Source organism: Duganella sp. Leaf61 (assembly GCF_001421905.1).
GTDB lineage: Bacteria > Pseudomonadota > Gammaproteobacteria > Burkholderiales > Burkholderiaceae_D > Rugamonas > Rugamonas zoogloeoides.
On record NZ_LMLM01000023.1, the window covers coordinates 151,951 to 172,789 of the forward strand.

At 63.4% G+C, this 20,839-nt stretch carries 26 protein-coding genes, 1 tRNA gene and 1 pseudogene; 10 read left to right on the plus strand and 18 right to left on the minus strand.

All coding sequences use genetic code 11. The annotated features are described in order from the left end of the window. Positions 1-15: 15 nt before the first annotated feature. The 8 genes from ASF04_RS13690 to ASF04_RS13725 all read right to left on the minus strand — a co-directional run bounded on the left by ASF04_RS13690 (position 16) and on the right by ASF04_RS13725 (position 6,275). The gene (locus ASF04_RS13690) at positions 16-600 is read right to left on the minus strand and encodes an outer membrane beta-barrel protein (protein ID WP_056142554.1); all 585 of its coding nucleotides are present in this window, start codon (positions 598-600) and stop codon (positions 16-18) included. 242 nt (positions 601-842) lie between these two features. Continuing rightward, positions 843-1,445: an alpha-ketoglutarate-dependent dioxygenase AlkB gene (locus tag ASF04_RS13695; protein WP_056142556.1), complete on the minus strand. Its 603-nt coding sequence runs from the start codon at positions 1,443-1,445 to the stop codon at positions 843-845. Positions 1,446-1,480: 35 nt separating this feature from the next. Further along, positions 1,481-1,843, minus strand: coding sequence for a hypothetical protein (locus ASF04_RS13700; protein ID WP_019924002.1), 363 nt, complete (start codon positions 1,841-1,843; stop codon positions 1,481-1,483). Between the two features lie 170 nt (positions 1,844-2,013). Beyond that, positions 2,014-2,838: a Rossmann-like and DUF2520 domain-containing protein gene (locus tag ASF04_RS13705; RefSeq protein ID WP_056142558.1), complete on the minus strand. Its 825-nt coding sequence runs from the start codon at positions 2,836-2,838 to the stop codon at positions 2,014-2,016. Next, positions 2,838-3,449 carry a DUF924 family protein gene (locus ASF04_RS13710; protein ID WP_056142559.1) on the minus strand — a complete coding sequence of 204 codons (612 nt, stop codon included), beginning with the start codon at positions 3,447-3,449 and terminating at the stop codon, positions 2,838-2,840. Before ASF04_RS13710 ends, ASF04_RS13705 begins: the two co-directional genes overlap by 1 nt. Positions 3,450-3,451: 2 nt before the next feature. Continuing rightward, the gene (locus ASF04_RS13715) at positions 3,452-4,198 is read right to left on the minus strand and encodes an MgtC/SapB family protein (protein WP_019924005.1); all 747 of its coding nucleotides are present in this window, start codon (positions 4,196-4,198) and stop codon (positions 3,452-3,454) included. Between the two features lie 14 nt (positions 4,199-4,212). Then, the gene (locus tag ASF04_RS13720; RefSeq protein WP_019924006.1) at positions 4,213-4,470 is read right to left on the minus strand and encodes a hypothetical protein; all 258 of its coding nucleotides are present in this window, start codon (positions 4,468-4,470) and stop codon (positions 4,213-4,215) included. Next, positions 4,467-6,275, minus strand: a complete 1,809-nt coding sequence (locus tag ASF04_RS13725; protein WP_156368643.1) for an aminopeptidase P family protein — start codon at positions 6,273-6,275, stop codon at positions 4,467-4,469. Before ASF04_RS13725 ends, ASF04_RS13720 begins: the two co-directional genes overlap by 4 nt. 228 nt (positions 6,276-6,503) lie before the next feature. Here ASF04_RS13725 and ASF04_RS13730 point away from each other — a divergent pair, with 228 nt between their 5' ends. Together ASF04_RS13730 and ASF04_RS13735 are read left to right on the plus strand one after the other, a co-directional pair. After that, positions 6,504-6,863, plus strand: coding sequence for an MmcQ/YjbR family DNA-binding protein (locus ASF04_RS13730; RefSeq protein ID WP_056142561.1), 360 nt, complete (start codon positions 6,504-6,506; stop codon positions 6,861-6,863). 86 nt (positions 6,864-6,949) lie between these two features. Then, positions 6,950-7,531 (plus strand): hypoxanthine-guanine phosphoribosyltransferase, encoded by a 582-nt coding sequence (locus ASF04_RS13735; protein WP_056143175.1) that lies wholly within the window; start codon positions 6,950-6,952, stop codon positions 7,529-7,531. On the opposite strand, the gene ASF04_RS13740 is transcribed toward ASF04_RS13735, so the two are convergent. From ASF04_RS13740 to ASF04_RS26835, 3 genes are all read right to left on the minus strand, one after another. Further along, positions 7,532-8,737 (minus strand): tetratricopeptide repeat protein, encoded by a 1,206-nt coding sequence (locus ASF04_RS13740; protein ID WP_056142563.1) that lies wholly within the window; start codon positions 8,735-8,737, stop codon positions 7,532-7,534. A gap of 82 nt (positions 8,738-8,819) precedes the next feature. Next, entirely contained in the window at positions 8,820-9,773 is a 954-nt protein-coding gene (locus ASF04_RS13745) for a nitronate monooxygenase family protein (protein ID WP_056142566.1), read from the minus strand. A 100-nt stretch (positions 9,774-9,873) separates the two neighbouring features. After that, positions 9,874-10,092 (minus strand): DUF1289 domain-containing protein, encoded by a 219-nt coding sequence (locus ASF04_RS26835; RefSeq protein WP_152883350.1) that lies wholly within the window; start codon positions 10,090-10,092, stop codon positions 9,874-9,876. A 78-nt stretch (positions 10,093-10,170) separates the two neighbouring features. Here ASF04_RS26835 and ASF04_RS13750 point away from each other — a divergent pair, with 78 nt between their 5' ends. Both ASF04_RS13750 and ASF04_RS13755 read left to right on the plus strand, forming a co-directional pair. Next, a complete protein-coding gene (locus tag ASF04_RS13750; RefSeq protein WP_056142569.1) occupies positions 10,171-10,587 on the plus strand; it encodes a hypothetical protein in 417 nt (138 codons plus the stop codon). Between the two features lie 138 nt (positions 10,588-10,725). Continuing rightward, on the plus strand, positions 10,726-12,042 hold the full coding sequence (locus tag ASF04_RS13755) for a PHB depolymerase family esterase (RefSeq protein WP_229205054.1): 1,317 nt from the start codon (positions 10,726-10,728) through the stop codon (positions 12,040-12,042). Positions 12,043-12,079: 37 nt separating this feature from the next. Here ASF04_RS13755 and ASF04_RS26840 read toward each other — a convergent pair whose 3' ends face one another. Continuing rightward, positions 12,080-12,289, minus strand: a complete 210-nt coding sequence (locus ASF04_RS26840; RefSeq protein WP_082488763.1) for a cysteine-rich CWC family protein — start codon at positions 12,287-12,289, stop codon at positions 12,080-12,082. 162 nt (positions 12,290-12,451) lie between these two features. Here ASF04_RS26840 and argB point away from each other — a divergent pair, with 162 nt between their 5' ends. Together argB and ASF04_RS13770 are read left to right on the plus strand one after the other, a co-directional pair. Next, entirely contained in the window at positions 12,452-13,345 is an 894-nt protein-coding gene (argB, locus tag ASF04_RS13765; RefSeq protein WP_026637672.1) for an acetylglutamate kinase, read from the plus strand. 54 nt (positions 13,346-13,399) lie between these two features. Next, positions 13,400-13,474: transfer RNA gene (locus tag ASF04_RS13770), tRNA-Thr, on the plus strand. Positions 13,475-13,498: 24 nt separating this feature from the next. Here the strand turns inward: ASF04_RS13770 and ASF04_RS13775 are convergent. Continuing rightward, positions 13,499-14,428 carry a TraB/GumN family protein gene (locus ASF04_RS13775; protein ID WP_082488764.1) on the minus strand — a complete coding sequence of 310 codons (930 nt, stop codon included), beginning with the start codon at positions 14,426-14,428 and terminating at the stop codon, positions 13,499-13,501. Positions 14,429-14,461: 33 nt separating this feature from the next. Between ASF04_RS13775 and ASF04_RS13780 the strand changes: the two genes are divergently transcribed. The 3 genes from ASF04_RS13780 to ASF04_RS13790 are packed head-to-tail and all read left to right on the plus strand — an operon-like array spanning position 14,462 to position 17,726. Beyond that, positions 14,462-15,187, plus strand: coding sequence for a pyrimidine 5'-nucleotidase (locus tag ASF04_RS13780; protein WP_026637674.1), 726 nt, complete (start codon positions 14,462-14,464; stop codon positions 15,185-15,187). Positions 15,188-15,222: 35 nt separating this feature from the next. Further along, positions 15,223-15,798: a nucleoid occlusion factor SlmA gene (gene slmA, locus ASF04_RS13785; protein WP_056142576.1), complete on the plus strand. Its 576-nt coding sequence runs from the start codon at positions 15,223-15,225 to the stop codon at positions 15,796-15,798. 8 nt (positions 15,799-15,806) lie between these two features. Continuing rightward, the gene (locus ASF04_RS13790; protein ID WP_082488765.1) at positions 15,807-17,726 is read left to right on the plus strand and encodes a chorismate-binding protein; all 1,920 of its coding nucleotides are present in this window, start codon (positions 15,807-15,809) and stop codon (positions 17,724-17,726) included. A gap of 59 nt (positions 17,727-17,785) precedes the next feature. Here the strand turns inward: ASF04_RS13790 and ASF04_RS13795 are convergent, their stop codons facing one another. The 3 genes and pseudogenes from ASF04_RS13795 to ASF04_RS13805 form a co-directional block, all read right to left on the minus strand. After that, on the minus strand, positions 17,786-18,133 hold the full coding sequence (locus ASF04_RS13795) for a type II toxin-antitoxin system ChpB family toxin (protein WP_056142578.1): 348 nt from the start codon (positions 18,131-18,133) through the stop codon (positions 17,786-17,788). Then, on the minus strand, positions 18,127-18,378 hold the full coding sequence (locus ASF04_RS13800; protein WP_056142581.1) for an AbrB/MazE/SpoVT family DNA-binding domain-containing protein: 252 nt from the start codon (positions 18,376-18,378) through the stop codon (positions 18,127-18,129). Before ASF04_RS13800 ends, ASF04_RS13795 begins: the two co-directional genes overlap by 7 nt. Before the next feature lie 67 nt (positions 18,379-18,445). Next, positions 18,446-18,688, minus strand: a pseudogene (locus ASF04_RS13805) (helix-turn-helix domain-containing protein); the annotation flags it as partial. 52 nt (positions 18,689-18,740) lie between these two features. On the opposite strand from ASF04_RS13805, the gene ASF04_RS13810 reads away from it, so the two are divergent. After that, positions 18,741-19,145: a rhodanese-like domain-containing protein gene (locus tag ASF04_RS13810; RefSeq protein WP_056142587.1), complete on the plus strand. Its 405-nt coding sequence runs from the start codon at positions 18,741-18,743 to the stop codon at positions 19,143-19,145. Between the two features lie 28 nt (positions 19,146-19,173). Here ASF04_RS13810 and ASF04_RS13815 read toward each other — a convergent pair whose 3' ends face one another. Further along, positions 19,174-19,533 carry a DUF1428 domain-containing protein gene (locus tag ASF04_RS13815; protein WP_056143183.1) on the minus strand — a complete coding sequence of 120 codons (360 nt, stop codon included), beginning with the start codon at positions 19,531-19,533 and terminating at the stop codon, positions 19,174-19,176. A 72-nt stretch (positions 19,534-19,605) separates the two neighbouring features. Further along, positions 19,606-20,664, minus strand: a complete 1,059-nt coding sequence (locus tag ASF04_RS13820; protein ID WP_056142589.1) for an AI-2E family transporter — start codon at positions 20,662-20,664, stop codon at positions 19,606-19,608. Positions 20,665-20,839 lie beyond the last annotated feature (175 nt).

A 20,839-nucleotide genomic window follows, 5' to 3' on the forward strand; every position in this document is an offset into this window, starting at 1 on the left:
TAAGCAGCGTTGGGCTTAGAAAGCGTAACGCACGCCGGCAGTGACAGCACCGCTTTTACGACCGGTGTCGATGTCGTTCTTGCCGTAGTGTTCGTATTCGAGCGAGACTTTGACGTTGTTGGTCACAGCGTACTCGGCACCGACCGATGCGTACAGCGCGGTCTTGTTCTTGTCGCCATTAACCGACGAGATACCGGAGGTGCTCACTTCGTTGGTGTTGCGGGCCACGCCAAGCTTGCCGGTCAGCGCGATTTGCTGGTTCACAGGCCACGTGCCTTTACCGGCCAGGTAGTACGAGTGAGCATCGGTATGCACGCCGCCCGGCAGGCCGCCGGCGGTGTAGTTATACGATTTTTTGCCGAAATCGGTGTAACCGCCTTCAACTGCCCAGGTCTGGTCGATATTGTAACCACCGTAGATCTTGCCGCCAGCCTTGTAGCCGCTGTGGTTTTCGCCACTTACCGCGTTAGGAGCATTGAATTCGTATTTGCTGCCGACGGCGCCAACGCCGACGTAACCGGTGCCTGCGTCATCGGCGTAGGCAGAGGTACCAGCCAGGGCGGCTGCGGAAGCAATAACTGCCAGAATAATTTTTTTCATGATCTCGATCTTTCAGCAAAAGTGGTTATGGACTTGCTTGGGATCGCAATTCTCTCTGTGTTGAATCGCGATGTGTTCAAGATACCACCAGATGCCGAAGGCGTCACGACCGAATTAGTAATAAGTGTAACGAGATGTGAGCCAAACGAATGACTGCCAATTGGTTTCACGACCAAACTTAAGCGAGGCTTAAGAGATTGCGTCAAAACCTTTGGCAAAAGGATAGCTGGGTGCGCCAGCACTCACAGGATCAGCCGGAAAGTGAGGTTGATGCGCGGGCCGCGCGCGGCGCGTTCCTTGTTGATGCCGTGGGTCCAGTGTTGCTGGAGTGTGCCGGCCATCAATAGCAGGCAGCCGTCGCCCAGCGCCAGCTTGATGGTCTGCGGCCGGGTACGGTGCTTGAGGATGAAGGTGCGCGGTGCGCCGAAGCTGACCGAGGCGATGGCCGGCTCGGGGCCCAGCTCGCGCTCGTCGTCGGCATGGAAACCCATGCTGTCGCGCTCGTCGCGGTAGTAATTGAGCAGCACGCTGTTGAAGCGGCAGCCGGTGGCCTGCTCGACTGCCTGTTTGATGTGCAGTTGCAGCGGTGTAAACGGCTGGGGATCGAAGGTCTTGCCGGAATAGCGATACCGCGCTTCGCCATGCCAGGCCGACAGGCGCGGTTGCCAGTGCAGTTTGCCCCACACCTGGATTTGTTCGGCGCGCCAGTCGGTCTCGTCGCGCAGGCGGCGAAAGATTTCTTCCGGCGACAAGTCCAGCAGGAGGCGCTGCTGAAAGGCGAGCTGGCCATCCTCGATCGGGATGGCGCTCAGGGTACTGGCGGCAGCGTCTTCAAAAAGGTCCATGCGCGCATGATACCTGCATGGGACCCAGGATGAACTTAAGCGTACGCCTCGGCCAGCGACATCACGCGCGGGGTGATGGCGATGCCGATGCTGGAGAACAAGGCGGTAATGGCAGCCATATTGCCTTCCAGCTCTTCGGCTTTCCAGCCCTGGAACAGGTCGGTGCCGTCTTTCTGGAAATGCAGGTCCAGCACCTTGCCGCGATCCTTGTGGGTGTAACCGCCGCTATAGGTATTCTTGAAACCCAGCTCGGCCAGCTTTTCCAGCACGGCGGTCGGCGGATGGTCGGGATCGGTGGCAATGAACACGCCGAAAGTTTTGCCTGGCGGCTTGGCGGCGATATCGACGTCGTAAATGCCCGGCGCTTTCGTCACGGTGGTGCTTTTCAAAAATAACATTGTTTACCCCTATACAATTGACGCCAGCGCGACACTTTGTGAACCGCTAATTTCTCAGAAAAAACATTCTGAGAATCAAGCTTATTGCTTATCAGGGCGTTTGTCGATGTATCAACGGAGTTATTTGTCAATTCGTGGCATTTCAACTGCAACACCGCAGTGTTTCGCCGTCATCGGGATTTTCTGCGCGCCAGCGCCGTGGTTGGTGCGACCAGGTCGCGGTACAGGTCGCCGGTGGGTGCGTCCCATTGCGATACCGCCTGCTGCTGGCGCGCCACGGTGGCCAGGTCGCCGCGTGCGATCGGCCCGCTAAGCGCGGTGGCCGCACCGAGCCGAAACACGTTGGCCATCGATTCGGATGCCAGCGGCTGCGCCATGCGCCGCGCCACGTCTTCGGGCACGCCGGCGGCCTGGTAGGCGCGCAGGGCGGCATCGAGCACCGTCACCAGGTAGTTGCTGGCAAACACGGCCGCCGCGTGATACACGGTCTTGGCGCCGGCGGCGATCGGCACCGGCTGCGCGCCGATCGCCTCGAGCGCCGGCATCAGCACCGCCAGCGCCGCAGCGTCGCCCTCCACGCCGCAATAGGTGCCGTCGAAGCGGTCGGCCACTGCTGCCGGATCGGCAAAGCTGCGGATCGGGTGCACGCTGGCTACCAGCGCGCCGGCGTCGCGCGCAGCCTGCAAGTGGGTGGAGGCCAGGGCGCCGCTGCAATGGAACACGATGCTGCCGGCCAGCGGCACGACAGCGGCCAGCGCCGCGCAGGCCGCTTCGACCTGGTCATCGCCCACGGCCAGCAAGTGCAGCTGCGCCGCTTGCAGCTGGTCGTAGCGCTCGACCGGCTGGCCGGCGCCGATAAAATCCACCGCCTGGCGCGCCGAGGCGGCGGACCGCGTGAGCACCTGGCCGATGTCAACGCCGCCCTGGCGCGCCAGCAAGCGGCCCAGCACCCGGCCCACGTGGCCCGCTCCCACCAGGTTGAGCGTTACTGCCATCAGAAACCCGCGCCCGGCTGGCTCAGGTATTCCTGTTCTTCCGGCGTGGACGGACGGTCGATAATCTCGTTGCGATGGGGGAAGCGGCCGAAGCGAGCAATCACTTCGTGGTGCTTGTGGGCGTAATCGAGCATGCCGGCGATGCCCTTGGCCAGCTCGGCCGAGGCGGCCACCGTGGGGTCGCCGGCCAGGCGCGTGTACAGCGCCACCGCCAGGTCTTGCTGCGCCAGGTCTTCCGCGTGCTCGTACGGCAAGTACACAAAACTGCGTTGCAGCGGCGGCAGAGACAAGTCCTGGCCCGACGCGACCAGGGCCTGCGCGGCAGCGAGCGCCTGCGCGTCGCCGGCAAATGCCTGCGGCGTGCCGCGATAAACATTGCGGGTAAACTGGTCGAGCAGCAGGATGCGCGCCAGCGTGCCGGCCGGACCCTGCTGGTCCCATTCCTGCAAGCCGCCCGCTACCGCCTGGTCGATCAGCGCGCCGAAGCGGCGGCCGATCTCGGCGTCGAACCCGTCATCCTTCTTGAACCAGGCGGTGCGCATGGCATCGGCCGGTTGACCCGGGTCGGGGGTGAACCAGAAATCAAGCACGTCCTGGGCTGGTGTTGTCATTTTTAATTCCTTGCGTGGGAGAGTTGGAAACTGTGGATGCCGTCGAAATCGGCCAGTTCGGCCGACAGCACCGACATCGGCGCCCCGCTGCGTTTGCTGAAGGCGATGGCGACGAAACGCCACTCCTGCATGCCGCCGTCGCTGCCGATCATCAGCGAGCCGCCGGCGATTTCATAGCCGCGCTGCAGCGCCATCTCGCGCAGCGCCTGTTCCTGCGGCCGGTACCCGGCCTTGAAGCGCATGGTGATCGCGATCGCGTGGCGCGACGGCAGCCACGCCTCCACCCGCGTGAGCAGCACCATGGAGCCGGCGCACAAAATGGCCAGCCCGATCGCGCCCAGGTAAAAGCCCACGCCCACCATCACGCCGATCACCGCCGAGGCCCAGATCGACGCGGCCGTGGTCAGGCCGCTGATATTGAACCCCTCGCGCATGATCACCCCGGCGCCGAGGAAGCCGATGCCGGTGACAATGCCCTGCACGATGCGGGTGGGGTCGGAGTTGATCAGGTACTGCGACACGTGGCCGCCGAACCAGTGGCCCGGATAGCCGCCGATGACGGTGAGCGCGGCCGACGCCATGCACACCAGGCCATAAGTGCGCATGCCGGCCGCGCGGCCGTGGTACGAGCGCTCGTAGCCAACCACCAGGCCCAGCGCCAGCGCCCCCAGCAAATTAAGCAGGATCACCAGGTTGGTGGCCACTTCCGACTGCGACCAGTACGCGCCGAGGAATTCGATTGCCGGCATGAGGCGCCCTTGGTTTATGTTGGCTTTTTCTGCAGCTGTTTTTCGAAGGCGATATCGAGCTTGCTCACCCGCTTGGGCGCCAGTGGCGAAATGCCGTTGACGAACGCGACGAAGTCGTCGAGTTCGAGCGGTGGGCACAGCGGCGGCTCACCGGCGCCGTCGCTAAGGGTAAAGTGGCCGGCGCCGGTGCGCGCCATCGAGTAGCGCGGGTTGCCGGTGCGGGCTTTCAATCGGTCGAGCGCCGAGGTGGCGCGGGTGGCGCGTCCGCTCATACTGCCTCCGTACGTTGGGTGAGCCAGGCCAGCGCGGCCCCCGTCACCAGCGGTGACAGGCGCTCGCGCACCATGGCGTGATAGTCGTTGAGCCAGCGCCGCTCGTCGTCGCGCAGCAGCGCTGCGTCCAGGCAGCGGGTGTCGATCGGGCACAGGGTGAGCGTTTCGAACTGCAGGAAGTCGCCGAAATCGGTCTGGCCGGCAGCCCGGTTGAGCACCAGGTTCTCGATGCGGATGCCCCACTGGCCGGGCCGGTACAGGCCCGGTTCGATCGACGTGATCATGCCAGCTTCCATGGCCGTTTGCGGCTCGGGCATGGCCGACGGCGAGATCGACTGCGGTCCTTCGTGCACATTGAGGAAGTAACCGACACCGTGGCCGGTGCCGTGGCCGTAGTCCATGCCGGCTGCCCACAGCGGGGCGCGGGCGATGGCGTCAAGCATCGGCGACCTCGTGCTACGCGGGAAATGGGCCGACGACAGCGCGATCAGCCCCTTGAGCACCAGCGTGAAGTCGCGTTTGTGCTCGGCCGAGATGGCCCCCACGCCCACTACCCGGGTGATGTCGGTGGTGCCGCCCAGGTACTGCCCTCCCGAGTCGATCAGCAGCAGGCCGTCGCCGTCGATGACGGCGTGGCTCGCCTCGGTGGCGCGGTAGTGCATGATCGCGCCGTTCGCCTGGTACCCGGCGATGGTGGCGAAACTGGGGCTGACAAAACCGGGACGGCGGGCGCGGGCCGCCGTGATCTGCTCGTCGATGGTCAGTTCGGTCAGCGGCGCGCGCTGCGGGTCGGCCAGGGTGGTATCGAGCCAGCTGAAAAACTCGCACAGGGCGGCGCCATCGTGTTCCATGACCACGCGCACTTGGCCCGCGTCGGCCTCGCTCTTGCGCGACTTGGCCAGCGTGGTGGGGTTGGTCGCCTCCACCACTTTGACTTTGGCGGCAATCGCCTGGCGGGTGCCGTGGGTGATGCGGCGCGGGTCGATCAGCAGGGTGGACTCCGGCCCCAGCGCAGCCAGGGCGGCAGCAAAGCCGTCGTAACGGGCGACGTCGATGTCTTCCTGGGCCAGCTGTTCACGCAGTTCGGGCGAGATTTTATTGTCGGCCACGAACAGCGTGGCGCGGGTGGGCGTGACCAGCGCGTGGGCCAGGAAGATCGGGTTGAACGGCACATCCGCGCCGCGCAAATTGAATAAATAAGCAATATCGTCAAGCGTGGAAATGACGTGGCGGTTGGCGCCCAGCTGTTGCATGGCGCCGCGCAAATCGGCCAGCTTGCCGCTGCGGCTTTTTGACGCATACGGCGGCAGGTGTTCATACACGGGCGCGGCGGGCAGGCTGGGACGATCGGGCCAGACGGCATCGAGCAGGTCGAGATCGAAGCGCAGCGCGACATCTTTGGCGGCCAGCGCCTGCTGCAACAGGCGGGCGATCGATAATCCCAACACCGCGCCATCGACTGCCACGGTCTGGCCGGCTTTTAAATAGGCGGCCAGCCAGTCGATATATTGCACGCTGGCGCCGGACGTTATTTTCATTAATTGAATACCGCTGCCGGCCAATTGCTGTTCGGCCTGGGTCCAATAACGGGCATCGGTCCAGATACCGGAAAACTCCTGGGTAATAATGAAGGTACCAACCGAGCCGGTGAAATTACTGAGCCATTCACGGCCCTGCCAGCGCGGTGGCAGGTATTCCGATAAATGGGGATCGGCAGATGGCACCATCAGGGCGTCGATGCCGTGCTGGCGCATCGCGGCGCGCAGTTGCAGCAGGCGCTCGGCGGTGTGGTGGGTAGTGGTCATATGCATGAGTCCGTTGCGCCGCAAGCGCGGCATGGTCAATTATCCCTATGATACCGCGATTGCCCGGGCACTGGTTCCCGCCTGGAATCGCGGTCTGCGCGCACTTGCTCACGTCCGACGGGTGGTTTTCGCCGTTTTTATGCCAGTTATTGGCGCGTGTTTGCCAGATTCCGGCATAAACAGCGCACCCGGTATAATCGGCGGACCATCCAGACTGCGGGGACTACCGTGAAGCTCGAACAAGCCAAGGCGTTGTGCCGCTCCCTGCCGGGCGCGACCGAAGACGTGAAATGGGAATCGACGCTGGTGTTTTCGGTGGGCGGAAAAATGTTTGCAGCCACCGATACCGGGCATAAAGTCACGCGTTTGAGTTTGAAAGTGGATGACGATTTGTTTCTCGGACTAACCGACCGCGACGGTATTATTCCCGCGCCCTACCTGGCGCGCGCCAAATGGATACGCATCGAAGATATTCAAACCATGGGCGATGCGGAATTAACCGGCTTGATTAACAGGGCCCATGAACTAATATTGAATAAGCTGACCAAAAAGCTGCAACGCGACATACTGGGCGGCGCCAGCGCTTAATTCGGTCGACTTGCAAATAGCCAACTTTGCCGCAGGAATTCGCCAGATGAAGGATAATGGCGGGTATCGTTTTTACCGAGAAAATCATGCAAGATTTCCACCATAACCGCGCCCGCGCGCTGCTGCAAAATGCGGAAGAGTTGTTCACCAAGCAAGACGTGGACACCGCTGTCACGGCCATGGCCGACAACCTCAACGCCCGCTACAACCACCCCGAGGCCGAAGCGTTTCCGCTGGTGCTCGGCGTGATGGGCGGCGCGGTGGTGTTTACCGGCAACCTGCTGCCGCAACTGACCTTCCCGCTCGAGTTCGACTATATCCACGTGAGCCGCTACGGCGACGAAGACAAGGGTGGTGAAGTTGTGTGGAAAGTGGTACCGCGCTCCAACGTGGCGGGCCGCACCGTGATCGTGCTCGACGATATCCTCGACGAAGGCGAAACCCTGGCCCATGTCAAGCAGCGCCTGCTGGACATGGGCGCGGCGGAAGTGATCCTGGCCGTGTTCGCGGACAAGGCCATCGGCAAGACCAAGCCGGTCAATGCCGACATTGTCGGTTTGACCATTCCCAACCGTTTCGTGGTCGGCTTCGGCATGGATGCCTACGGCTACTGGCGCAACCTGCCGGGCCTGTGGGCGATCCGCCCCGAAGAACTGCAGCAGACGTAATCAGGGCCGCAGCGCGTATTTATCGACGAACTTGCGGATGCCGTTCGGGTTGTCGCGCTTCCAGGCTTCGAGCTCGGGGCGCCACGATTCGCGGTAGTCGAGCAGCAGCAATGCTGTCTCGAGTTCGCCATCCTTGTCGAGCATCTGCAAGGTTTTCAGCGCCGGGGTGGCGAGCCCCGGATCGCCATTGGCCGTCACCTCATCGACCACCTTGAATCCGAGGCGCCATCTGGCCGCTTCGGCCGCCAGCGTCGCGGAATTTCCGTTGCCTTCTTCTCGTGCACCCAGGTCGAGCGCTTGCTGGCTGGCGAGCATCAACCAGAACGCGCCGTCGGCAGGCCGGCCTTTTTCCGTGCTCGCGTATTCCTCGTCAAGATGGACCACGGGCTTGTTGTCGGCGTTCAGGCTGCCCCAGGACTTGCGCACCAGCTTGAGCGGCGTGACGGGGTACCCGGCCGCATCGCGCAACTGCGCAAGCTTGATCCAATTCGGTACCTGGCTCGGCTGGGCGGCGATGCCTTCGAACAACGCATCCTCGGCTGCGCCACGCTTGCCCTGGAATGCCAGCGCATCGGACAGGTAGCGCCAGCCCTGGGAATTGAGCGGCTCGATCTCCACGCCCTTGCGGTAGCGGGTTTCCGCTTCTGCATATTTTTTCTGCGCATAGTAGCTGTCGCCCGCATACACCCAGGCCATGGAATAACCGGGATCGATGGCAGCGGCGCGCTCGTAATGGGCCAGCGCAACATCCATCTTGTTTTGGGCAAAGGCGGTTTCGCCCAGGTCCATTTCCGCCTGCGCGGCCGCGCTGGCCTTGTGCAGCGGCGGCGGCGTATTGTCCCTGAGCTTGCGCTGCACCTCGTGGGCCAGCGGCTCGTCGGGAAACTTTTGCAGGATCTGGGACACCAGCGATTCCGCCTGCTGGCGCAGCTTGACCTGGCGCTCGCCTTGCGCCTGTTCGGACGCCTGGCGGAACAACTCGGCGATTTGGGACAGCGGCACCGACGACGACGGATCGGCCTTGGCGGCCGCCGAGTACTTGGCCAGGGCTTCCTGCATCTTGCCCTGGCTCGACAGCACCTGGGCCTCGTCGAACAGGGGCTGGGCTGCCGCGTTCATTTTCATATTCACCTGCGCGGCGCACACGGTGGACACAGTGGACAGCAACGCCAGAGTGATGGCGGCAACGGCGTGCGAGATCTTCAAGATGGTTTCCCCGTGATTGGATGAAACCATCTTAGCTTAACGGCAACCGAAAAAGATTACCGTTGAGATAATTTACCTGGTGTTACAGCGCCAGGCGGGCGCGGGCGGCGTCGTACTCCTGCTTCAGGCGCACCACCATCTCGGCCGTCGTCGGGATATCGTTCATCAGGCCCACGCCCTGGCCGGCCCCCCAAATGTCGCGCCAGGCCTTGGCGCTGCCCGAGCCGAAATTCATGCTGGTCTTGTCCGACTGCGGCAGCGCGTCCGGGTCCAGGCCGGCCGCAACAATCGATTTTTTCAGGTAGTTGCCGTGCACGCCCGTAAACAGGTTGGAGTAGATGACGTCGGCAGCCGTTGATTCCACGATCGCGTCGCGATAGTCAGCGCTCACATTCGACTCCTGCGTGGCCAGCCAGCGCGAGCCGATGTAGGCAAAGTCGGCGCCCATCGCTTGCGCGGCCAGGATGGCGTCGCCGGTAGCAATCGCGCCGGACAGGGCGATCGGGCCGCTGAAAAACTTGCGCACTTCGCCCACCAGCGCGAACGGCGACAGCGTGCCGGCATGCCCGCCGGCGCCGGCCGCCACCAGGATCAGGCCATCGACGCCGGCTTCCAGCGCTTTCTCCGCATGGCGGATCGAAACGATATCGTGCAGCACGATGCCGCCGTAGCTGTGGATGGCGTCGAGCATCTCTTTCGGCGGCGCGCGCAGCGACGAGATGATGATCGGCACCTGGTGCTTGACGCACACTTCCACATCGTGGGCCAGGCGGTCGTTGGACTGGTGGACGATCTGGTTGACCGCGATCGGGCCCACTTTTTTACCGGGATTGGCGGCCTGGTAGTCGGCCAGTTCCTTTTTCAGGTCGGTCAGCCACACGTCGAGCAGTTCGGCAGGACGGGCATTGAGTGCCGGGAACGAGCCGACGATGCCGGCCTTGCATTGCGCCGCCACCAGCGCCGGACCGCTGGCGATGAACATCGGTGAAGCGATGACGGGAAGTGAGAGGTTTTGCAACACTGCAGGCAGGGCCATGGCGAACTCGCTGAGAAGGTTGATCGGATCGAAAAATCGGTCGAGCGATTATAGATCGAAAAAAGTACGATCGTGCCAAAAATAGGGGCCATGCTCTATTTCAGCGCAGGAAACCATCCTCATCAAACGAGACCGTGTCCCTGCGGCGGGCGATTTCCACCCACACCGCCTGTTTATAGGCGTCGTCGGCCTTGGACCAGGCCATGATTTCGTCGATGGTTCGCAGGCAGCCCATGCAGTACTGGCGTTCGACGTCCATCTTGCAAAGGCTCACGCAAGGAGAAGGGATAGGGTTAGGTGGCGCACTCATGACCCACATTATGCACGTGCGCTGCTTGATTTGCCGCAGATCGTCCTTATACTACCATCCAGGTAGATGGTAAATGGATGGAGACATATGGCCAAGCAAGAATTAAAACTGAAGACCGCCGACTCGGAAAAGATCACGATCAACCTCGGCCCGATCGACCTGGGCCAGATCGACCTCTTGGTGCAAGAGGGGTTTTATTCGAACCGGACGGACTTGATCCGCACCGCGATCCGCAACCAGTTGAACCAGCACGCCGACGTCGTCAAGCAGACGGTGGCGCGCAAAAGCCTAGTGCTCGGCATGCAGCATTACACGCGTGCCGACCTCGAAGCCATTCGAGAAGCCGGCGAACGGCTGCACATCCAGGTACTGGGATTGGCCAGCATTGCCAGCGACGTCACGGTCGAACTGGCGCTGGCAACAATCGACTCGATTTTCGTTTTAGGTTCGCTGCATGCCAGCGCGGTACTGAAAACCGCCCTGGCGCCACGCATCCACCACTAAGGGAACACCATGAAACTTCCATTCATGTCGCATATGCGACAGGCAGCACAAAAGCTCGTCCGCAAGGGCGCCACCGCGATGCTGCACAAGGCTGTCGAAAGCATGATGCAACAACAGCAAAAACTTCAGGAACAACGGATGAACACCCCAAAACCGTCGCCCAAGGCGCCACCGGGCGGCATGCGCGACCTCAATCCCGCGCCTGATTACACGTCGGCCAAAACCGCCACGCCGCCACCGGCAGCAGCTACTGTGAAAGCGGCCGCCGTGGATACGGCCACCGTGGATACGGCCGCCGTGGAAGCGGCCGCCGTGGCAGCACCTGCCGACGAAACACGTCATAACTTCCAACCGGCGCCGGAGCCCAAATCCAGGCCCGCACCGGAAGCGGCACCGCAGCAGGCAGCGCAGCAGGCAGCGCAAGCCGCGCCCGCAGTCGACGCTGCACCGGCGGCCGCCCCCAACCCCGCCATCAATCCCGCCGCCTACGCGCAGGACATGCTGGAAAAAATGGGCATCAAGATCGATCTGACGGCCAGCTTCGAGCGCGGCATCGACCTCGGCACCTTGCGCCACCCGGGCGTGCACACGCCGCAGGTGCCGCTGCCCGCCGGTGCGCGCTTCGAAACCGGCAGCTATGCCAACCACGCGGGCAGCCGCAACTACAAGCTGTTCATCCCGTCGACCTACAGCGGCCAGCCGATGCCGCTGCTGGTGATGCTGCACGGCTGCACCCAGAACCCCGACGATTTCGCCGCCGGCACCCAGATGAACCAGGTCGCCGAGGAAGCAGGCTGCCTGGTGGTCTATCCGGAACAGACCTCCGGCGCCAACCAGTCGAAATGCTGGAACTGGTTCAATTCGATCGACCAGCAGCGTGGCCAGGGCGAGCCGTCGATCATCGCCGGCATCGCTGAAAAAATCAGCGACGACTATGCGGTCAATCCGCAGCAGGTGTACGTGGCCGGGCTGTCGGCCGGCGGCGCCATGGCGGTCATCGTCGGCACCTTGTACCCGGAGCTGTTTGCGGCGGTGGGCGTGCATTCGGGCTTGCCATTCGCGTCGGCCACGGATTTGCCGTCGGCGCTGTCGGCCATGAAGCGCGGCGCCAGCAACGCCAACGTGCCCAAGGCCGGCAACGGTTCGCAACCGATCATCGTGTTCCACGGCGACAGCGACACCACCGTCAACCCGCGCAACGGCGAGCAGGTGATGGCCCAGCATTTGCACAGCATTGACACCGATCCGGCGGTGCAATCGGGCGCGGTACCGAACGGCTACCGCTACACGCAAACCACGCACACCAGGGCCGACGGCTCGCCGCTCGGCGAACACTGGGTGGTGCACGGCGCCGGCCATGCCTGGTCGGGCGGCAGCGAACATGGCACGTACACCGACTCGCGCGGCCCCGATGCCAGCCGCGAGATGCTGCGTTTCTTCCGAACCGTCAGTTAAAGGACCTCGCAAAACTGCGCGATCCGCTCGCTACGGTTTATCGAGTCCCTTTCAGCAATTGGATGCGCGCCGCCAGGCATGCCGGGCACCAGCAGCCGATGGTTTCGGCAGTGGCGGCGCTGTCCGGCACCGGCACTGCCGGCGGCAGGTACGTGCACCAGCAAGGCGGCGCCGGGATGGCGGTTGCCGGGCCGGTATCGGCCATCGCGCAGGAGAAGGTGGCGCCGCAGCGCGCGCAGTTGCTCATAGGTCAGTCTTGATCGGTGTGGCGGCCAGACTAGCCGATGAACGCTGAAAATACAACCAGATGGCCCTATAATGCGTGCTTGACCGCAGCCGCAGGCTGTAAAATTGCTGCACTTTCTTTACCGGACTCGCCATGACCCAATTTTCTCACCTTAACTTAGGCATGAATGACGATTTGACCGCGGTGTCCCCGCAGATCAAGGCGCAGATCCTGGCTGAGGCACTTCCCTATATCCGCAATTACCACGGCAAGACCATCGTCATCAAATACGGCGGCAACGCGATGACCGACGAACGCCTGAAACACGGCTTCGCGCGCGACGTCATCCTGCTCAAGCTGGTCGGCATGAACCCGGTCGTGGTGCACGGCGGCGGTCCGCAAATCGACAACGCCCTGAAAAAAATCGGCAAGCAAGGCACCTTCGTGCAGGGCATGCGCATCACCGACGAAGAAACCATGGAAGTGGTGGAGTGGGTGCTCGGCGGCGAAGTCCAGCAGGACATCGTCATGCTGATCAACCACTACGGCGGCCAGGCGGTGGGCCTGACCGGCAAGGACGGTGGCCTGATCCGCGCCCGCAAGATGGCCATGCCCGACAAGGACAATCCGGGCCAGACACTGGACATCGGCTTCGTCGGCGAGATCGACGCCATCAACCCGGCAGTAGTAAAAGCGCTGCAGGACGACGCCTTCATTCCGATCATTTCGCCAATCGGTTTCGGCCAGGACGGCCAGGCGTATAACATCAACGCCGACGTCGTCGCCGGCAAGATCGCCGAGATCCTGAAAGCCGAAAAGCTGATCATGATGACCAATATCGCCGGTGTGCAGGACAAGCAGGGCAACCTGGTGACCGACCTGTCGGCGCGCGAGATCGACGAGATGTTCGCCGACGGCACGATCTCGGGCGGCATGCTGCCTAAAATTTCATCGGCGCTGGACGCAGCCAAGTCGGGCGTGAACACCGTGCACATCATCGACGGTCGCATCGAGCACTCTTTATTGCTCGAAGTATTGACCGAACAGGCATTTGGAACTATGATCCGGTCTCACTGAAAAAACGGCGACGCACTTCGCGCCGGTATTTGAAGTGATTCGCCACATTTGTTTGCCCTTTTAGCTCAGTGGTAGAGCACTCCCTTGGTAAGGGAGAGGCCACGTGTTCAATCCACGTAAAGGGCACCATCTTCCTGTAGTGCCCTCCCCGCCCTAGTAAATCCGCTCGACCTTCAGCCCGCGCTTGCGCAGCAGTTCCGGCACGCTTCCTTTGCCCACCAGGTGCAGCACGCCGATTGCGGCCAGGCTGTTGTTTTCGCGCGCCATCAGGCGCACCATGGCGTCGGCCAGTGCCGGGTTGCGCCCGTCGAGCAATACCTTCTGCACGAAGCGTCCCGAAAAACTGTCGTCGGTGGCCGATTTTTGCGCCAGCGCGTCGAGCGCTTTGACGTCGGCGTGGCGCCAGGCATCAGCAATTTCGCGCGACTGGTCGGCCTGCTCCTTGTCTTCGATGCCGGCAATCGCCTCCTGCAGGAACAGCACCTGGTCGGCGGTGGACAGCTTGCCGAACAAGGACATTTGCGCTTCGGGCGATTCGAGTTCGATCACTTTCTGGCCGTTGTCGTGGGCCTGGCGCGACAGGTAGCTGTCCACCGCCAGCGACGGATCGTAGCCTTGCGCCGCAAATTCGCTCACCGTGAGCATGCTGGCCAACATCCACGGCCGCATCATGGCTACCGACTCGGGCGCGATCTGGTACTGCTTGAGCAGGCGGTCGAGGCGCGCACGCCAGGCCGGCGACAGCGACGCCATCGAGGCGCCGCCCTTGAGCGCCAGGCCATATTTTTGCAGGGCACGGGCCAGGCGCTGCTGGTCGCCCAATGGATCGATCTCCAGCGCCAGCACCGGCGCCTGCTTGAGCACACCGGCCAGGCGCGGCTCGAGCGGATAGAAATCCCGGGTGCCCACGTGAATGGTGCCGAACAGGTACAGCGTGCGCCCGCCCTGCTCCACCTTGAACAGCGCACCGCGATTGGGGGTAGTAGTGGCCGCCGGCGCGGCGACCGGCGCCAGTGCTTCGGCCCGGGCCGGCCCGGCCAGCAGGCAGATCAAACTGTAGAACATCACTATAATCAGGCGCATGGCTGTCTTGGCTCTCTTTGTAAATCGTCTCTCGTGAATACTACTCTTTCCTCGCCGGTATGGTTGTTTGATCTGGACAACACGCTGCACAACGCTTCGTACGCTATTTTTCCGGCCATCGTGGCCAATATGAACCTGTACATCGCCCGCGTGCTGGGCGACGGCATCACGCCCGCCAGCGACGCCGTGGTCGATGCCGCGCGCACCCAGTACTGGCGCCGCTATGGCGCCACCCTGCTCGGACTGGTCAAGCACCACAACGTGCAGGCTGCGCACTTTTTGCACGAAACCCACAGCATCGAGGATTTGACCTCGCTGATCCGCGCCGAGCGCGGGCTGCGCCAGCTGCTGCGCCGCCTGCCGGGCCGCAAGATCCTGCTGACCAACGCGCCGCACCGCTACTCCACCCAGGTACTGCGCCACCTGGGCCTGCACCGTTCGTTCGGCCACCACATCGCGGTGGAAGCGATGACGGTCAACCGCCAGCTGCGGCCCAAGCCGTCGAAACTGCTGCTGCGCAAACTGATGCGCATGCACCGCCTGACCCCGGCGAACTGCATCCTGGTCGAGGACACGCTGGCGAATTTGCGCAGCGCGCACGCGCTGGGCATGCGCACGGCGTGGGTGACGCAGTACCTGACGCTGCGCGACACGGCCGGTCTCGCCCATCCACAAAAAAGGCTGATCCGCCCCGCTTATGTCGATGTCAAAGTAAAATCTGTCCGGAACTTGCCGGCGCGGCTGCATCGCCTGCGCTGACCACCTTTACTTTTACTTTTTACCCGCGAGATCACATGGCAAGCACACCGCCCGGCCAGCGCCGCCTCGACATCCTCCAAGCGCTGGCGGAGATGCTGGAACAGCCCAAGGGCGACAAGATCACCACGGCCGCCCTGGCGCGCAAGCTGGGCTTTTCCGAGGCGGCGCTGTACCGCCACTTCGCCAGCAAGGCGCAGATGTTCGAGGGCCTGATCGAATTCATCGAGTCCAGCGTTTTTGGTTTGATCAACCAGATCGCCGAACGCCACGACGACGGCCTGACGCAGGCGCGCGATATCGTCGGCATGCTGCTGCACTTCGCCAGCCAGAACCCGGGCATGACGCGGGTGCTGATCGGCGAGGCGCTGGTCAACGAAGACGACCGCCTGCAACTGCGCATGAACCAGTTCTACGACCGCGTGGAACTGGCCCTCAAGCAGGCCTTGCGCGTGGCCGCCACCGAAGGCCACGGGCGCGAAGAAGAAGTCGCGCCGCGCGCGGCCATGCTGGCGAGCTTCGTCATCGGCCGCTGGCACCGCTACGCCAAGAGCGGCTTCAAGAACAACCCGACCCAGGACGCGCCGCTGCACATCGCGCTGCTGCTCGGCTAACCGCAGTGATGTCCATGACCGCCGAATGCTTTGCCCTGCTCGATGACGCCAGCCCGCTGCTCGACGGCGCCACCGTCGCCACGACCTCACGCCTGTACACCGACCACGTGGCCACGCTGCGCTGCGAAGCCATCGGCGACTGGCAGCAAGTACTGGACGCCATGCAGGCAGCACTGGCGCGCGGCGAGTACGCGGTCACGCTGTGCACCTACGAGCTCGGGGTAGAGTTGCTGGGCATCGCTGACGGGCGGCCCGGCACATCGCACCGCCGCCCTGCCGCGTCTGGCGCTGCGCCGCTGGCGCAGGTGCTGCTGTTTCGCCGGTGCGAACTGAAAACGGCGGCCGAAGTGGGCGACTGGCTGGCGGCGCGTTCGTTCCCGATCGCGCGCCCGGCCGGTATCGCCAACGTGCGCGCCAATATCGACCAGCCGGCCTTCGACGCCGCGCTGGCGCGCATCCACGCGTACATCGAGGCTGGCGACACCTACCAGGTCAACTACACCATGCGGCTGCGCTTTGACGCGTTTGGCGGCATCCATGCGCTGTATGCGCGGCTGCGCGCGCGCCAGCCGGTGCCGTATGGCGCGCTGGTGCAGTGTGAGGACGGCTCGGCGGTGCTGTCGCTGTCGCCCGAACTGTTCGTGCGCCACGCGGGCGGCGTACTCACTGCGCGGCCGATGAAGGGCACGGCGCCGGCCGCACCGCCGACCCAGGCAGACACGCACGCGGATGACAACCTGGCACGCGCACGCACGCTGGCGGCGGACCCGAAAAACCGCGCCGAAAACCTGATGATCGTCGACCTGCTGCGCAACGACATCGCACGCGTAGCGCAAACCGGCAGCGTGCAGGTGCCGGCGCTGTTCGACGTGCAGCGCTACGGCAGCGTGCTGCAAATGACCTCCACCATCACCGCCAGTCTGCGCCCCGACGCCACGCTGGCGCAGGTGTTCGAGGCGCTGTACCCGTGCGGCTCGATCACCGGTGCGCCCAAGCGCCGCGCCATGGAAATCATCGGCGAACTCGAACCCGACCCGCGCGGCATCTACACCGGCGCCATCGGCTGGTTCGATCCCACGATTGATGCCAACCCGGGCACGGTGGGCGACTTCTGCCTGGCAGTGCCGATCCGCACCCTGGCCCTGGGTGCGCCCGATGCCGCCACCGGCGTGGCGCAAGGCGAGATGGGCGTGGGCGCCGGCATCGTGTACGACAGCGCCAGCGGCGACGAATACGACGAGTGCCGTCTCAAGGCGCGCTTCTTGACGGGACTGCCCAACAGCTTCGAGATTTTCGAAACCATGCTGGTCACGCCGGAACAAGGCGTGCAGCATCGCGCGCGCCACCTGCGGCGCCTGGCGGCATCGGCGGCGTACTTCGGTTTCGCGTGGGACGACAAGGCAGCCAGCGCCTACCTGGACGCGGCGTGCTCGATGCTGGCGGACGAAGCGCAGAACGGGCTGGCGGCCGTGGCGGCATTCCGCCTGCGGCTGGCGCTGGCGCAATCGGGCGCATTCACGGTGCAGCACGCGCCGCTGGCGCCGTTGCAGGAGCCGGTCCGAGTACTGCTGGCGCCCGACACCACCGCTGCCGGCGACCTGTTCCTGCGCCACAAGACCAGCATCCGCACCCGCTACGACAACGCCTGGCGCGACGCCGAAGCGCAGGGCGCGTTCGATACCCTGTTTTTCAACGACCGCGGCGAACTGACCGAGGGTGGGCGCTGCAGCGTGTTCGTCAAGGTCGATGGCCGCTGGCTGACGCCGGCGCTGCACTGCGGCGTGCTGCCGGGCGTGATGCGCAGCGTGCTGCTCGACGATCCGGCGTGGCAGGCCAGCGAGGCGGTGATCACGCGCGAGATGCTGGAGCGCGCAGAGGAACTGGTGGTGTGCAATGCGCTGCGCGGCGCAATGAAAGCCACGCTGTAGCAGCGCAGCGCCGTTGGTCTGCGGCCGCCAGAGCGGCGTCAATCCGAGCGGCAGTGACCTTATTCAGTAATCGCGCGCAACCGGGCCAGCGCGTCTTCCACCACATACTCCGGTACGGTCTCGACACGTTTTGCCTTTCTTGCCTCCAGGTCCAGCATGCGAACCTGGTTGACCAAAGCGACACCTTGCGTCCTGGTGCCGGCACCGCTCAGGGAAGCGGCGAAGCCGGCATGGCGTGCGAAGTCGCCGCCTTGGGTGATGGGCGCAACCAGAACCACGCCCAGTGCGTTGAACGCGCTGGTGGAGAGCATCAAGGCTGGCCGCATGCCTCTTTGCTCGTGTCCTTCGGTGGGATCGAGGCTGACCATCACAATGTCGCCGCGTCCAAATTTACTACGGCTCACCACGCTTCACGTCCGACTGGCTTGAGGTGGGACCAGGCTGCCATATCGGCCGGTTCCGCCGCAGAAAGGTCGCATTGCGCTACCAGGTCAGCCAGTGAATACGACGGGCGGGCGGCTTTCAGCAGCACCCCTTCGGGCAGCACATTGACACTGAGCTTATCGCCCAACGTTACCTTGAGCAGGCCCAGCAACTCGGTAGGCAAACGCACGGCTGCGCTATTGCCCCACTTCTGAATAGATAACTCCATAACCCCCCCTGATGTAGATACATTGTAGATTCGTGTAATTGGCCTTGTCAAAGATATTCTTGACGCCTCACCGATGCTGAGCATCGAGCCCGAACCGCTTGCGATACGCCCCCGGCGTGGTCCCCGCCACCCGCCGGAAATGGTGCCGCAACGATTCCATCGAGCCGAACCCGCTGCGCTCGGCCACCTGCGCCAGCGGCACTTCGGGGGCTTCCAGCAGTTCCTTCACCAGCGCGATGCGCTCGCGGATCAGCCAGTCCACCGGCCCCAGCCCGGTCGCCTGCTGGAACTGGCGCTGCAAGGTGCGCGGGCCACCGCCGAGCCACCGCACAATGGCGTCATCACCACACCAGGAGTTTGCCATGTCCCAGCCTTCCGCCGTTGCCGCCGTACCAGCCGCCCCTAGCGCTGCCGCCCTCGCCCACTTCGAGGCCAGCTTTACCTTTGAAACCGATTGTCGGGATGTGCACGAGGCGCTGGCCGGCGGCGCGCCGGACTTCGTGCTGCTCGATGTGCGCGGCACGGAAAAATACGCGGCCGGCCATGTGCCGGGCGCGCGCGACCTGGCACACCGCAAGATCGTCGCCGGCAAGCTGGCGCAATATCCGCCCGATACCTTGTTCGTGGTGTATTGCGCCGGTCCGCACTGCAATGGCGCGGCGCGCGCAGCCGTGCGGCTGGCCCGGCTGGGCCGCCCCGGCAAGCTGATGATCGGGGGTGTTACCGGCTGGCTCGACGAGGGGTTCGCGCTGGCGCGGCTGCCATAGCGGACACCTGCTGCGGTTCGTCGAGCCGCTAGAGGTCGACGATCATCTCGAAGCCGCCGTAAATCATGCGCTTGCCGTCGAACGGCATGTTTTCCGGCTGCATGAATTCGGCCAGCCTCGGGTCTTTCATGACCTTGTCGTTGATTTCGTCGCGGGCGGCGCGCGAGGCATAGACGATCCAGGAAAACACCACCACTTCGTCATCCTTCAGTTGCACCGCCTGCGGGAACGACGTGTGCTCGCCCGGTTTGACGTCGTCCGCCACCGTCTCGCGAAATTGCAGCGCGCCGAATTCCTTCCAGATCGCGCCGCATGCCGCCGCCATTTTCTTGTAATCCTCCAGCTTGCTGCGGGGGACCGGAATCACGAATCCATCGACATACGCCATGACCGCCTCCATCAAAATGGTTGAACGGTCAGCTTAGGCCACGCCCCTTTGCAATTCAAGCGGCGTGGACTTTTATTCCTGGTGGAACTCGCTGGCGTTGGCGAACAAATCCCAGGCTGCGATGAACAGCGCGGCAACCACCGGGCCGATCACGAAACCGTTGAGGCCGAACAGCGCCATGCCGCCCACGGTGGACAGCAACACCACGTAGTCGGGCATCTTGGTATCTTTACCGACCAGCAGCGGGCGCAGGATGTTATCGACCAGGCCGATCACCACCACGCCATACACGGTCAGGCCCACGCCTTCCCACACCGAACCGGTCGCCAGGAAGTAGATCGCCACCGGCGCCCACACCAGCGCTGCGCCAATGGCTGGCAGCAGCGACAGGAAGGCCATCAGCACGCCCCACAGCACCGGTGCGCTCACGTCCAGGTACCAGAAGGCCAGGCCGCCCAGCGCGCCCTGGGCAATTGCCACCAGGATGTTGCCCTTGACGGTCGCGCGGATCACGGTCGTAAAATTCTGGAACAGGCGCTGCTTGTACTTGCGGCTCAGCGGCACGGCTTCGCGGATGCGCTTGGCCAGCTTGTCGCCGTCGCGCAGCAGGAAGTACAGCAAGTACATGGCAATACACAGGCTGGTCAGGAAATCCATCGTGTACAGGCTGAAGTTGATGGCGCGCTTGGCCACTTCCTGGCTCACTTGCGCCGCGCCTTCTGTCAGCTTGTCCTGCAAGTTGGTCAAACTGGTCAAATGGAAGCGGTCCAGCAGGTTGATCATCCAGTCCGGCAACACGGCCATCACCTTGGCGAAGAACATGCCCACCGTGATCTGCCCCGACTGCATCATCTCGACCACCGCAGCGGCCTGGTTGACGATCGACACCGCGATCAGCGTCAGCGGCAAAATCACCATCACCAGGATCAGCAGCAAGGTCAGCAACGCTGCCAAGTTGGGCTTGTTGCGTGTGCGTTGCAACAGCCAGCGGTACACGGGCGCAAAGATAATCGCCAGCACCACGCCCCAGAAGACCGCGCCGCCATAAGGAATCAGGATCCAGATGAAGGCAATGGTGATGATGCCCAGCAGGGCAAGAAAAACTTTTTGTTGGAAGGTAAATGGTTGCATGGTTCATCTCGTGGTGTAGGTCGCCACCGATTAAACCACGATTGACCAGTGGCAATAACAATCAGGCGCAGCGCCCGGTGCGCAAACGCACGCAAAGCACTACGCGGACATGCTAGTTGGTGACGAGCGGCATGAAACCAGTTTTATGCGGCATGGTGAACAAACCGGCCGTATC

Excerpts from the sequence above, each read along its gene's own strand:
- ASF04_RS26835 (WP_152883350.1), bottom strand. The coding sequence starts at position 10,092 with ATGTGGGTCATGAGTGCGCCACCTAACCCTATCCCTTCTCCTTGCGTG.
- ASF04_RS13700 (WP_019924002.1), bottom strand. The coding sequence starts at position 1,843 with ATGTTATTTTTGAAAAGCACCACCGTGACGAAAGCGCCGGGCATTTAC.
- ASF04_RS13745 (WP_056142566.1), bottom strand. The coding sequence starts at position 9,773 with ATGGCCCTGCCTGCAGTGTTGCAAAACCTCTCACTTCCCGTCATCGCT.
- ASF04_RS13750 (WP_056142569.1), top strand. The coding sequence starts at position 10,171 with ATGGCCAAGCAAGAATTAAAACTGAAGACCGCCGACTCGGAAAAGATC.
- ASF04_RS13720 (WP_019924006.1), bottom strand. The coding sequence starts at position 4,470 with ATGAGCGGACGCGCCACCCGCGCCACCTCGGCGCTCGACCGATTGAAA.
- ASF04_RS13775 (WP_082488764.1), bottom strand. The coding sequence starts at position 14,428 with ATGCGCCTGATTATAGTGATGTTCTACAGTTTGATCTGCCTGCTGGCC.
- ASF04_RS13820 (WP_056142589.1), bottom strand. The coding sequence starts at position 20,664 with ATGCAACCATTTACCTTCCAACAAAAAGTTTTTCTTGCCCTGCTGGGC.
- ASF04_RS13800 (WP_056142581.1), bottom strand. The coding sequence starts at position 18,378 with ATGGAGTTATCTATTCAGAAGTGGGGCAATAGCGCAGCCGTGCGTTTG.
- ASF04_RS13715 (WP_019924005.1), bottom strand. The coding sequence starts at position 4,198 with ATGCCGGCAATCGAATTCCTCGGCGCGTACTGGTCGCAGTCGGAAGTG.
- ASF04_RS13810 (WP_056142587.1), top strand. The coding sequence starts at position 18,741 with ATGTCCCAGCCTTCCGCCGTTGCCGCCGTACCAGCCGCCCCTAGCGCT.
- slmA (WP_056142576.1), top strand. The coding sequence starts at position 15,223 with ATGGCAAGCACACCGCCCGGCCAGCGCCGCCTCGACATCCTCCAAGCG.
- ASF04_RS13705 (WP_056142558.1), bottom strand. The coding sequence starts at position 2,838 with ATGGCAGTAACGCTCAACCTGGTGGGAGCGGGCCACGTGGGCCGGGTG.
- ASF04_RS13755 (WP_229205054.1), top strand. The coding sequence starts at position 10,726 with ATGAACACCCCAAAACCGTCGCCCAAGGCGCCACCGGGCGGCATGCGC.
- ASF04_RS13725 (WP_156368643.1), bottom strand. The coding sequence starts at position 6,275 with ATGACCACTACCCACCACACCGCCGAGCGCCTGCTGCAACTGCGCGCC.
- ASF04_RS13690 (WP_056142554.1), bottom strand. The coding sequence starts at position 600 with ATGAAAAAAATTATTCTGGCAGTTATTGCTTCCGCAGCCGCCCTGGCT.
- ASF04_RS13815 (WP_056143183.1), bottom strand. The coding sequence starts at position 19,533 with ATGGCGTATGTCGATGGATTCGTGATTCCGGTCCCCCGCAGCAAGCTG.
- ASF04_RS13735 (WP_056143175.1), top strand. The coding sequence starts at position 6,950 with ATGCAAGATTTCCACCATAACCGCGCCCGCGCGCTGCTGCAAAATGCG.
- ASF04_RS26840 (WP_082488763.1), bottom strand. The coding sequence starts at position 12,289 with ATGAGCAACTGCGCGCGCTGCGGCGCCACCTTCTCCTGCGCGATGGCC.
- ASF04_RS13790 (WP_082488765.1), top strand. The coding sequence starts at position 15,807 with ATGTCCATGACCGCCGAATGCTTTGCCCTGCTCGATGACGCCAGCCCG.
- ASF04_RS13710 (WP_056142559.1), bottom strand. The coding sequence starts at position 3,449 with ATGACAACACCAGCCCAGGACGTGCTTGATTTCTGGTTCACCCCCGAC.
- argB (WP_026637672.1), top strand. The coding sequence starts at position 12,452 with ATGAATGACGATTTGACCGCGGTGTCCCCGCAGATCAAGGCGCAGATC.
- ASF04_RS13695 (WP_056142556.1), bottom strand. The coding sequence starts at position 1,445 with ATGGACCTTTTTGAAGACGCTGCCGCCAGTACCCTGAGCGCCATCCCG.